Source organism: Pollutimonas sp. M17 (assembly GCF_025836975.1).
Lineage (GTDB): Bacteria > Pseudomonadota > Gammaproteobacteria > Burkholderiales > Burkholderiaceae_B.
This window is the reverse complement of record NZ_CP107548.1, coordinates 3,484,989-3,496,746: the sequence shown is the minus strand read 5'-3', so window position 1 is coordinate 3,496,746 and position 11,758 is coordinate 3,484,989. Positions and strand designations below refer to the sequence as shown.

Sequence of the window (11,758 nt, the reverse complement as noted above, 5' to 3'; positions counted from 1 at the left end):
AAGCATGCATCGATCACCCGACGACCTCAGGGATATCTCCGCCGCGACCCTGGACGATTACGAGCGCAGTGCCCAGCGCTTCCGGGCCGGGACGCAAGACCATGATGTCAGCCAGAACATTGAGGCCCTGTTGCGCCATATACAAGGGACGCCGCCTTACCGGATACTCGATTTCGGTTGCGGACCGGGCCGCGACCTGAAGGCGTTCGTCCGCCTGGGCCATAGTCCCGTCGGTCTGGACGGGACGGACGCCTTCGTCGCCATCGCCCGCGCGGAATCCGGCTGCGAGGTATGGAAGCAGGACTTCCTGGACCTGGACCTGCCGGCTGGCCATTTCGACGGCATATTTGCCAACGCATCGCTGTTCCATGTGCCGGGCGTTGCCCTGCCCAGGGTGCTCGGGCAGTTGCATGCCGCGCTCAAATCGTCGGGAGTCCTGTTCAGTTCCAATCCGCGCGGCGCGAACCAGGAAGGCTGGAACGGCGGCCGTTATGGCGTCTATCACGATCTGGCTTCATGGAGACGGTTGATGACCGAGGCGGGCTTTACCGAGCTCGAACACTACTACCGGCCCGAAGGCCTGCCGCGCGAGCAGCAGCCCTGGCTGGCCAGTGTCTGGCGCAAAGCCAGCTAACTTCCCAGCTATCTTTCCGCCGGCGCCTGCAGGCGTATCCGGCCGGCTTGCGCTTCTTCAGCGCCGAGTCCCTGCCTTGGCTTGCGGGGCCTTCTTTCTTCTATTCTCTCCGGGCGCCCGGATCGGGATCCGGCGCGATAAACCGGGGTAAACCCTAGTGCATATTTTAAATATATCACAGATATAATTAACTCCAGATGTACGTCAAAACCAATAATCGGAGACATACGATGAGCATGACCCGCCGTTCAATACTGAAAGCCGCCTCTGCTGCCGCAGCCACATCGATATTGGGTGCGCCATCCCTTGCGCTGGCTCAAAAAACCATAAAGTGGAAGGTCCAGACGCTATGGGGCGCGGGGGAAGATACCTACGCAATGTTCCAGACATTCTGCGACAACGTGAAGAAAAACACGGGCGGCCGCCTGGAAATCACCCCGTTCTCGGCGGGCGCCATCGTGGGTACGTTCGAGACCCTGGATGCGGTCGGCCAGAACGTCATTCAGGGGCACTCGACCTATCCGGGCTATTTTGCGGGTAAAGAGCCCGCACTGGCGGTGATAGGCGATTTTGCCTTCGGCTATACCGAGCCCATGCAGCAGAATGCCTGGCTGTATGAGAAAGGCGGCATCGACATGATGCGCGCCGCCTACGACAGGTTCAACGCCTACACTGTGGGATGCACATGGTGGGGCGTGGAATCGCTGACATCCAAGGTGCCCGTCCGCAGTCCCGACGACTTCAAGGGGCTGAAGCATCGCGGCGCGCAAGGCCTGGCTGCGGAAACCATTGCGAAAATGGGCGCCTCCATCGTCGTGATACCGGGCGGGGAAGCCTATTCGGCGCTTGAAAAAGGCGTGGTGGACACGGTGGACTGGTCCACCCTGTCGGTCAACAACAAGATCGGCTTCTTCGAGATCGCCAAGTTCGCGACCTATCCGGGCTTTCACTCCATGCCCATCCAGGACTTCACCGTCAGCAAGACGGCCTGGAAGGCGCTGCCGGACGACGTCAAGGCGATCGTCGAGCAGACCTGGAAGGAATTCTCCGCCTATCAGGTCAAGAAGATCGCCGAGAACGATCTCGTGGTGGCCGAAGAGGTCAAGAAAAAAGGCGTGGAACTCATCGCCTGGAGCGACGCGGACCGCCTGCGCGGCCGTGAGCTGGCGCATGAAGTCTGGAGCGAGTGGGCGAAGAAGAGCCCGCTGGCCAAGCAGGCCGTCGATTCACAGCAAGCCTACCTGCGCGAAATCAAACTTCTGGCCTGATGACGATGAACTCATTCATACACCTCATTGGACGTGTGAACGAATGGGTGGGCCGCGTGGCCGGCCTGCTCATTCTGCTGGTTGTCGCCATCATTGCGCGTGAGGTGATCGCGCGCAGCGTGTTTCATTCTCCGGCCTTGTGGGCGGACGAATCCATGACCTACATCGCGGGTTTCGTCTACGTGCTGGGCGGAGGGTACGCTTTGCTGTATCGACGGCACGTAACGGTCGACATGGTCTACGAGCGCTTCGGCTGGCGCGGCCGCCGCCTGTGCGATCTGCTGGCCTTCGTCCTGTTTTCGGCCTACTGCCTCACGCTCATCTGGTTCGGATGGGATATGGCGGTCACGTCCTTCCTGCAGAACGAAACGTCGGGCACGCTCTGGAACCCGCCTATCTGGCCCGTCAAGTTTGCCATTCCCATTGCCGGTGTGCTGCTGTACCTGCAAGGCCTGGCGAATCTGATCGAGAATTTCGGTTCCGAAAAAGCGTAAGCGCAGCAACCACACTCATTAAATAGATAAGGCAGATCATGTCCTTAGGATACTTAACGCTCCTTGTATTCGGAGCGCTGATCAGCGCTTTGATCGTCGGGCTGCCCATTGCGTTCGCGACAGGCGCCGTGGCGGTGGTCATGGCCGTATGGCTGTTCGACCTGAATACGCTCAACATCGTCGTAAGCCGCGTGTTCACTCTCATGGGGAACAACATCCTCCTGTCCGTGCCGCTATTCATCCTGATGGCCAACATCCTGGAAAAGGCCGGCATCGCCGAGGATATTTTCAAGGCTGCCTACATATGGTCGGGCAAGCTGCGTGGCGGACTGGCCATCGCGGTGGTCATCTCCTGCGCGCTGATGGCCGCCATGGTCGGCGTGATCGGCGCGGAGATCGTGACCATGGGTGTGGTGGCCCTGCCCGCCATGCTGAAGCGGGGGTACGGGAAATCGCTGGCGCTGGGCTCCATATGCGCTGGGGGCGGATTGTCGACGCTGATTCCGCCCAGCGTCGTCTTCATCATGTACGCCCTGACGTCGGGCACGTCGATCGGCCAGCTGTACATGGCGGGCGTATTTCCCGGCCTGCTGCTGGGCGGTCTGTACATTCTCTACATCGTCACCATCAGCTATCTGAAGCCTGAAATCGCGCCCACCGCCCCGCCGGAGGAACTGGAGATTTCCTTCGTGGAAAAACTGGGCTATGTGAAGAACCTGATCCTTCCCGGACTGGTGGCCTTCTCGGTGCTGGGATCGCTTTACCTGGGTTGGGCCACGCCGACGGAAGCCGCGGGCGTGGGCGTCGTGGGAGCATTGGTCGCCGCCCTGGTGAACAGGCGCTTCACGTGGCAAGGACTGTATGCGGCCGTGGTCGATACGACCAAGGTCACCTGCATGCTGTACTGGTTGTTCTTCGGCGCCTCGGTGCTGGTGGGCGTATACACCATGGCGGGCGGCACCCAGTACCTGAAGGAAATGCTACTTGGCCTGCCGGGCGGAAAATGGGGCGTCCTGATCACCATGAACCTGATCTGGATCGTGCTGGGCTGCGTCGTGGACTGGATAGGCATTCTGCTCCTGACGGCACCGGTGTTCGTCCCCGTGGCCGTCGCCCTGGGCTTCGATCCCATCTGGCTGGGCGTGCTGTTCTGCATGAACATGCAGATCAGCTACATATCGCCGCCCTTCGGTCCCGCCGCCTTCTATCTGAAAGGCGCGGCCCCGGAAGGCATCTCCATCGGCGATATCTTCCGATCGGTATGGCCCTTCCTGGGACTGCAATTCATAGCGCTCGGTTTGGTGATTGCATTTCCCGCAATTGCCCTATGGCTTCCGCAAACCATGATTGCGAGGTGACATCACAATGCAACAGCATCGAATCTCCACACAGGTTTCCGTCCATGACCAGCGTCCGGCATGGCGCATCGATACCGACGTCCTGGTCGTGGGCGGCGGCGCGGCGGGTGTGGCGGCGGCATACACCGCGGCCCGCCAGGGCCTGAAAGTGCTCGTCCTGGAACGCTACGGATTCTGCGGCGGCGGCGCCGTCGCGGGCATGTCGGGCACGATCTGCGGCCTGTACCTGGCGCATGAGGGCAGGGACAAGGCGCCGGAGCGCCTGGTGCATGGATTCGTGGACGAATTCATCGCCGCGATGGAGGCGCGCAACGGATTGACCGGCCCCGTGCGGTACGGGGAAACCTTCACACGCGTGCATGAGCCGCATGCCTGGCGCGAAAGCGCGGAGGGCCTGCTGGCAAGCCAGGGCGTGCAGGTGCTGTATCACAGCATGGTGACCGACGTCCTGCTGGATGGTGGCGAGCGTATCGCCGGCGTCATCGCCTATACCAAGCAGGGCAAACTGGACGTGCGCGCGAAACTTACGATAGACGCCAGCGGCGACGCCGACCTGGTGGCGATGGCCGGATTGGCGACACGTGTGGGACTGGACGGCCATGTGCAGAATCCGACCATGATCTTCCGCCTTTCGGGCGTGGACGTGGAGCGCTTCCTGGAAGAATACGGCGAAGACGCGATCATGCCGGACCGGATCACTCAACTGATCCTGTCGCTCAATGCCGCGGGCGACTACAAGCTGCCGCGGGCGAAAGTCTTTCTGTTTCCCACGCCCCGGGACGGCGAACTGATCTGCAACTGCACCCGCGTCATCGGCGGCGACGGACGCGAACTCAATCCGCTGATCGCCAGGGATTTCAGCGAAGCCGAGGTCGAGGGCCGCAAGCAGGTGCGCGAATACGAGCGCTTCTTCCGGGACCACCTGGCGGGATGCGAAAAGGCCTACCTGAACGATACCGGGGTGCAGGTGGGCACGCGCCAGACGCGCCAGGCGGTAGGCCTTCAGACGCTGTCCAACAGCGATGTGGTGTCGGGCATGAAGCGCCGCGACGGCATCGCCCGTTCCGCCTGGCCCATCGAATTGCACAGCGGAGAGAAGCCGCGCCTGTCCTGGCTGTTCGAGGATTACTACGAGATCCCGTACGAGTGCTTCGTTCCGTCCAGGGGCGAATCGCTGCTCTTCGCCGGACGCTGCCTTTCGGCGGAACACGAGGCGATGGCCTCGGCGCGGGTGACCGCCCAGTGCTTCAGCTACGGACATGCGATAGGACACGCGGCCGCCATGGCGATTAACGAAAACCTTGCCGTCAGGGACGTCAAGGGCGAAGACATACGCTTCGCCCTGAATCGCGACGGCGCCGAATTGGGAGCTTGACACCATGATACAACGCAGTTCAGAGGGGCCGGTCGCTGTACTGACCATAGACCGCCCCAACCGGCGCAATGCGCTAAGCGAGGACACCGTTCTATCGCTGAAGCGCCATCTTCGCCAGATCGAATCCGATCCGGCCATCCGCGTCACGATCATCACCGGAAGCGCGCCGGGTTTCTGCGCGGGCAGCGACCTGAAAGAACTCGCCAACATGGATCTGGAAGGCATGTGCGCGCACGAGGCCGATACGGGCCTGTTCTGCCGGTCCATCAGCCAATTGCGCAAGCCGGTCATCGCGGCCGTGGAAGGATTCGCGCTGGGCGGGGGATTCGTGTTTGCGGCATCCTGCGACGTCATCGTCAGCTCGGCTTCGTGCCGCTGGCATTTGCCGGAAGTGCAGATCGGATGGATTCCGCCATGGGGCCTGGAAACCCTGGTGGCCAGGCTGGGGCCGGTGGCGGCCCGCCGCCTGGCCTGGGGAGGCGAAGTGTGCGATGGCGCCGAGGCCTATCGCATCGGCTTGGCGGACTATCTGGCGGAAGATGGGCGGGCCCTTGAAAAAGCGCTGGAAGTCGCGCAAAGGCTGGCCAGCCTGCCGGACGTGGCGGTGGCGTCGGTCAAGGCGTACTTTGCGCCGCATGCGGGCAAGGACGGCGAAACCGGCGATGTGATCGCCAATCGAATGTTTGAAGAAAACTGCAAATACCCGGTGGCCATTGCCACGTTGAAGAAATTCGGAGTCAGAGCATGAGCAAGATATGCTCCTTGAAGGAAGCGGTATCGGATATTCAGGACGGCCAGACCGTTGCGAGTGTCGGCGTGATCGGCTGGATCACTCCCGATGAACTGCTGAAGGGCCTGGGCGATCGGTTCGACCAAGGCGATGGCCCCAGGGACCTGACCTTCTATTTCCCCTGCGGCACGGGCGACGCCATGGACATCGGCGGCATGGATCGCGTGGCGAAGAAAGGCCTGATGAAAAGAATCGTTTCGGGCTCGTATATCAACCCCGTGCATCCGCGTACGGGCGAGCGTCCCAAGCTGATGCAGCTGATCAAGCAGGATGCGATCGAGGCATACAGCTGGCCGATAGGCGCCTCGATGCAATGGCTGCGCGAGGTCGCCCGCAAGAGCCCCGGCTATCTGACCAAGATAGGCATAGGCAGCTACATCGACCCCGAGCAGGACGGCGGCAAGCTGACCGCCAAGGCCACCGAGGACCTGGTCGAGAAGGTGTCGTTCCAGGGCGAGGACTACCTGTTCTATCGCAGCTGGCCCATACACCATTGCTTCATCCGGGCCAGCTCGGCGGACGAGTTCGGCAATCTGTCCTTTGAAGACGAGGGTCTGATGTCGTCCGCGCTGGCGCTGGCGCTGGCCACCAAGGCATGCGGCGGCACGGTGGTGGTGCAGGTTACGCGGCAGGTGGATCGGTACTCCCGCCCCGCGGGCATGGTCCGCATACCGGGGGATTTCGTCGACAAGGTCGTGATCGTGCCGGATCAGGTCATGGTTACGGACACGCCGCACGATACGCGCTATCTTTCGCCCGCCAGGCTGCAGCTGGATACGCTGCCGAAAATTCCGTTTGGCGCCGATAAGATCATAGGCCGGCGCGCCTACATGGAAGTGCCCAAGCATACATTGACCATCCTGGGGTTCGGCGCCTCGTCCGACATGCCGCTGGTCATGGTCGAGGACGGCGCCCTGAACGAACAGAACATGCATGAGTACCGTTTCACCACCGAGCACGGCTCCTATGGCGGCGTGGTCATGACGGGCTGGCAGTTCTCGACCAATATGTGGCCGGAAGCGCTGGTCGACGGCGTAACCCAATTCGATGCCATCGATGGCGGCCTTTGCGAGTGCACGGCGCTGGCCTTCGCCGAGTTCGATGCGGGCGGCAATGTAAACGTCAGCAAGTTCGGCGCCGCCAATCCCGGGGCGGGCGGCTTCATCGATATCGCGCATAACGCGTCCAAACTCATCTTCACCGGCACTTTCACCGCGGGCGGGCTGAGCATTTCATCGGAAGACGGCGTGTTGCGCATCGACCAGGAAGGCAAGAACAAGAAGTTCGTTGCACGGGTGGGCCACATCACCTATCCGGTCTGCACCGGCGTGGCGGAGCGTAGTCAAGAGGCCTTGGTCATCACCGAAAGAGCGGTTTTCAAGGTGCTCGAGGAAGGGCTGGAACTGATCGAAATCGCGCCCGGCATCGACCTTCAGCGCGACGTGCTTGATCAAATGGGCTTCGTCCCGAAGATCAGCCCGACGCTCAAGACGATGGATGCCTGGATATTCCGGGACGAATGCCCGGTAACGGTCTAGCGATCGGGCGGGCCGCTCTCAGGTCGTGCCGCGTGCGATCAGGATGGGCATGAAGCAGGCATCGGGCGCATGGGCGGCTTCGCCGTCCTGCGCTTCCCGCATTCGTCCGAGCAGCAGGGACACGGCGGCCGACGCCATGTCGTGGACGGGCAGGCTTATGCAGCTGATTCCCGGCCCCCATAGCTGGAACCAGTCCGGATCGTGGTAGGCGATCAAGGCAAGTTGCCTCGGTACGTCCATGCCCAGCTCCCGGATGGCCAGCAATCCGCCGACGGTCAGTTCGGGGCTGGCCACGATGACCGCCGTCGGCGGCTCGTCGCTGGATGCCAGGGACAACATGGATTGGTATCCGAAGTCGGGCCTGGGCGGGCCCTGGAACAGCAGCGATCTATCGAGCGCGAGCGAGGCGTCGCGAACCGCCTGCATATAGCCCTGAGCGCGATCCCTGCCTGTGCTAAGGGTGTTGGAGCTTCCGATGAAGCCGATGCGCGTGTGCGATTTCCGCGCCAGATGATGGACGGCCGTGGCGATGCCGGCGCGTTCGTCCAGCGAGACGACGGGGGCCGGCAGCGCGGGGTGCCGGCGCAGCAATTGCACGGTGGGAATCGAGCCGAGCAGGGAAACGGCCTCCTTCCGCAAGCCCGCCGTGGGGGCAATGATGACGCCGGCCACCCGCGCTTCGCGCAGGCTTCTTATTTGTTCGAGTTCGACGGAGGGCCTGTCTTCGGAGCTGGCAAGGACCAGCTTGTAGCCGTGGTGCAGGAAGGCCGCGGCGAGCGTTGACATGGTCTTGCTGTAGAAATCGTTTTGCACGTCGGGAAAGATGACGCCGATCAGCTCGCTGCGCGTCCGGCGCAGCATGCGCGCGCCGGAGTGCGGAATATAGCCCAGCTCGCGCGCCGTCTTCTTCACCAGTTCGCGCGTCTCCTTCCGGATGGCGGGATGGTCCCGCAAGGCGCGCGATACGGTGGGATGCGAAATACCCAGGTGGACGGCGATATCCTTGATGGTGATGTTTCTCATGCGTCGACCCTGGGCCGTGCGGGCGGCTTCATGTTCTCGGCCCGGGAGCCTGCGCCAGGATCGCACCCCAGGCCCCGGCGATTTCGCTCAAGCGGCTCGCTTGCCTTGCAATCAAGGGCCGTGCCGTTTTGCGGACCAACTCCTTGTCCTCTTCCCGCGTCACGTATTCCACAGGTGATTTTCCGTCTATGCGCGCCAGGAACAGGGCGGGCAGCAGTTGCGCAGCCCTGCGTTCCAGCTCGCGCGGTTCCTCCCAGCTCACGTGGGCGAAGTAGGCGTCGACGAATGCGTCGAAACAGCGCAGGAAGCCGGCGGCATGGGCGCGTTGCGGCAAGCACTTGAGCAGGAAATGGTTCAGGCAAAAGGCGACGTCGAAAGCCGGGTCGCCGAACCAGGCGCATTCGGCATCCAGGAACACGGGCGAGGCCGGCCCCACAAGGATATTCTTTGGGCTCACGTCGCCGTGCACCAGCGCCTTGTGCGTGCGCAGCGTGCTTTCGGCAAGGCGCCGCAATTCGGAAGACAGATCAGGGTGGGCCTCGGCGGTGGCGACCAGGTAAGGCTCCAGGCGTATCGAATAAAAAATGTCGTCGGTCCTGAACCGTTGGGGAAGGGAAGGGGATCGTGTCGAGGCGGCATGCAGCAGGCCCAGAAGCTCAGCCACCCGCCGTGCCGTGCCGGCATCGGCCACGCCGGCCAGAAGCTGGCTTTTCCATACCGGATGGGTATCGCCGTCCAGGAACTCCATCGCGAAAGCCCCGAGCTCCGCGTCGTGCGCCAGCGGCTGTGGAACGGCCTTGGGCGCATGTTCGAAGGCAAAATTGATCCAGGCCCATTCGTAGGCATTGCGGGATGTCGGCGCGTGCCAGTCGCGGGCCACCTTCAACTTCGGCAAGGCGCATTTGACGCAGAGCGTCCGGCCGTCGACATCGACCCGCCAGATGTCGGATGACACGCCTCCCGTCAATGGTGCCCATTGCATTTCGGCGTCTTGCGAAGCGAGTCCGTGCGTATGCAGGAACTCTGGCAGGCGGAGGTCTGGCTGCGGCTTCGTTGCGGTGCTCATTTCCGGATGCCCAGCGCCTGTGTGCCGGCATAGGGAGCGTTGCCGGCCGCCTCGATGCGCAGCAATTGATTGTACTTACCCACCGTGCTGGAGGTGCGCAGGGAGCCGATCTTGATCTGGCCGGCCGCGGTGCCGACGGCCAGGTCCGCGATGAAGGCGTCCTCGGTCTCTCCGGAACGGGCCGAGATGATGGTGGAGTAGCGATGGGCCCTGGCATGCGCGACGACATCCAGCGTTCCGGACAAGGTGCCGTTCTGATTGACCTTGACCAGCACGCCATTGGCCGCCTTGCCGTCCATCCCTGTTTGAAGCCGTTTCAGATTGGTGGTGAACAGATCGTCACCGACCAGCTGGATGCGCTCGCCCAATTGCCGGGTCAGTTCGGCCCAACCCGTCCAGTCTTCTTCGTCCAGGCCGTCCTCGATCGAGACGACGGGGTAGTTGTCCACCCATTCGCGCATCATGGCGACCATCTCGCTGGACGTCAGGGTTTTGCCTTCGCGCGCCAGGCGATAGTTGCCGTCCGCGTCCTTCAGCGAGGTGGCTGCGACATCGATGGCGATCAGAACGTCTTCCCCCGGCCTGAGCCCGGCCGCCTCGATGGACTGGCACATCAGCTGCAAGGCCTCCATGCCGCTGGCGCAGCCCGGGCTCAAGCCTCCTTCGTCCGCCAGCAAGGTCGGCAGCCCGCGCGACTGGCATACCTTGGCCGCTGCGCTGCGCACCAGCGAAATGGTGTGGATCGCTTCGTCGATGGAATCCGCGCGCGCCGGAATCGCCAGGAAATCCTGCACGTCCATGCCGCGCCCGGCATGCAGTCCGCCGCTCAGGATGTTGACCATGGGCAGTGGCATCTGCTGGCGTGGGTTTCCGGCCAGCTCGGCAATGTGCGCGGCCAGCGGAATCCCCCGTGACGCGGCGGCGGCGCGGCAGGCGGCGATGGAAACGCCCAGTATGCCATTGGCCCCCAGCCGCTTCAGCTGCTCCGTGCCGTCCAGTTCGCACAAGCGCTTGTCCAGCCCGCATTGGTCCATGGCATCGAAGCCCTTGATGCTCCTGGCGATATCGGTGTTGACATGCGCCGCCGCCTTGAGCACCCCTAGGCCCCAATAGCGTTGCGGATCGCCGTCCCGAAGCTCATGGGCTTCATGCGTGCCGGTGGACGCGCCGGACGGCACGGCCGCCCGGCCAAGGCTGCCGTCATCCAGTGAGATATCCACTTCGATCGTGGGACGGCCTCGCGAATCCAGGATCTGGCGTGCTTCGACCGTTTTTATAGCTGTGTGCATTGCGGGCTCATCCTTCAGGTAAGCGATGGGAGTGAAAAAAGGAATGCATTCCGCTGGGATTACAGCACGAAATGTACACGTGTGCAATTTACTGGCGAATTATCAGCGAAGCAGCCGGCATTGCGCGCCCCGGGGCCGGCCAAGCCGATGCGCTACCTGATGCCCGGCGGCTAAAATGTTAAGATTCCGCATGTTCTCCTTTATGACCATGTCAAGCGCGGACAGTCGCGATTTTTATCAAATGGCTAAAGATAAAGAAACAAAAAAAGAATCTTTGGTAGACATCGCGCATCGAGAACTCGAAAGGCGGTTTGTCACTCTTGAGCTGGCCCCGGGATCGATCTGGAAGGAGAGCGATCTGGCGGAGCTCGTGGGCATAGGCCGCACGCCCGTGCGCGAGGCCTTGCAGCGCATGGCGTCCGATCAATTGGTTACGGTGCTCAAGCGGGCGGGCGTCATGATTTCCACGACGTCCATACAGGACCAGCTATGCGTGGTTGAAACGCGCCGTGCGCTCGAGGAAATCGTATCCATCCGCGCCGCCCGCAGCGCCCTCGAGGGCGAAAGGCAGTATTTGCGGGATATGGCGGCGTCCATCGAGGCGGCCGGGCATGAGGGCGACGTATTCGGCTACCTGCAATTCCACTTCGAGATCAAGCGGGTCGTGGCGCAGTTTGCGCGCAATCCGTACGCGGCCCGCGCGCTCAGGCCCTTGCATACGTTCTCGCAGCGCTTTTACTTCATCCATCACAGGCGTTTCAACAACCTGGACGAAGTGGGCAGCGCGCATGCCGAGCTGTCGCGGGCGATCGCCTCGGGGAATGTGACGCTGACAAAAAAATGCAGCACCCGGGTCAGCGACATCGCCGAGGCGTTTACGCGCAACCTTTTGCTGGAAGCGCTTTAATCGTCCCGGGCTCCAA

Annotated in this window: 11 protein-coding genes; 8 read left to right on the top strand and 3 right to left on the bottom strand. The window is 62.3% G+C overall.

The genetic code is table 11. The features are described from left to right. Nucleotides 1-4: 4 nt before the first annotated feature. The 7 genes from OEG81_RS16440 (at nt 5) to OEG81_RS16410 (ending at nt 7,457) form a co-directional block, all read left to right on the top strand. A complete protein-coding gene (locus OEG81_RS16440; RefSeq protein ID WP_264130356.1) occupies nt 5-634 on the top strand; it encodes a class I SAM-dependent DNA methyltransferase in 630 nt (209 codons plus the stop codon). A gap of 236 nt (nt 635-870) precedes the next feature. After that, nucleotides 871-1,902 carry a TRAP transporter substrate-binding protein gene (locus tag OEG81_RS16435; protein ID WP_264130355.1) on the top strand — a complete coding sequence of 344 codons (1,032 nt, stop codon included), beginning with the start codon at nt 871-873 and terminating at the stop codon, nt 1,900-1,902. A 5-nt stretch (nt 1,903-1,907) separates the two neighbouring features. Next, nucleotides 1,908-2,396, top strand: coding sequence for a TRAP transporter small permease subunit (locus OEG81_RS16430; protein WP_264130354.1), 489 nt, complete (start codon nt 1,908-1,910; stop codon nt 2,394-2,396). Nucleotides 2,397-2,434: 38 nt separating this feature from the next. After that, entirely contained in the window at nt 2,435-3,754 is a 1,320-nt protein-coding gene (locus tag OEG81_RS16425; RefSeq protein ID WP_264130353.1) for a TRAP transporter large permease, read from the top strand. A 7-nt stretch (nt 3,755-3,761) separates the two neighbouring features. Then, a complete protein-coding gene (locus OEG81_RS16420; protein WP_264130352.1) occupies nt 3,762-5,129 on the top strand; it encodes an FAD-dependent oxidoreductase in 1,368 nt (455 codons plus the stop codon). Nucleotides 5,130-5,133: 4 nt separating this feature from the next. Beyond that, entirely contained in the window at nt 5,134-5,877 is a 744-nt protein-coding gene (locus tag OEG81_RS16415; RefSeq protein WP_264130351.1) for an enoyl-CoA hydratase/isomerase family protein, read from the top strand. Continuing rightward, on the top strand, nt 5,874-7,457 hold the full coding sequence (locus tag OEG81_RS16410) for a CoA-transferase (RefSeq protein WP_264130350.1): 1,584 nt from the start codon (nt 5,874-5,876) through the stop codon (nt 7,455-7,457). Before OEG81_RS16415 ends, OEG81_RS16410 begins: the two co-directional genes overlap by 4 nt. A gap of 18 nt (nt 7,458-7,475) precedes the next feature. Here OEG81_RS16410 and OEG81_RS16405 read toward each other — a convergent pair whose 3' ends face one another. The 3 genes from OEG81_RS16405 to eno are packed head-to-tail and all read right to left on the bottom strand — an operon-like array spanning nt 7,476 to nt 10,835. After that, a complete protein-coding gene (locus OEG81_RS16405) occupies nt 7,476-8,480 on the bottom strand; it encodes a LacI family DNA-binding transcriptional regulator (RefSeq protein ID WP_264130349.1) in 1,005 nt (334 codons plus the stop codon). Nucleotides 8,481-8,508: 28 nt separating this feature from the next. Next, nucleotides 8,509-9,546, bottom strand: coding sequence for a phosphotransferase family protein (locus OEG81_RS16400; RefSeq protein WP_264130348.1), 1,038 nt, complete (start codon nt 9,544-9,546; stop codon nt 8,509-8,511). Beyond that, nucleotides 9,543-10,835 (bottom strand): phosphopyruvate hydratase, encoded by a 1,293-nt coding sequence (gene eno, locus OEG81_RS16395; RefSeq protein WP_264130347.1) that lies wholly within the window; start codon nt 10,833-10,835, stop codon nt 9,543-9,545. The genes OEG81_RS16400 and eno overlap by 4 nt, the downstream gene beginning before the upstream one ends. A 274-nt stretch (nt 10,836-11,109) precedes the next feature. Between eno and OEG81_RS16390 the strand changes: the two genes are divergently transcribed. Beyond that, on the top strand, nt 11,110-11,742 hold the full coding sequence (locus tag OEG81_RS16390; RefSeq protein WP_264130346.1) for a GntR family transcriptional regulator: 633 nt from the start codon (nt 11,110-11,112) through the stop codon (nt 11,740-11,742). Nucleotides 11,743-11,758: the final 16 nt, after the last annotated feature.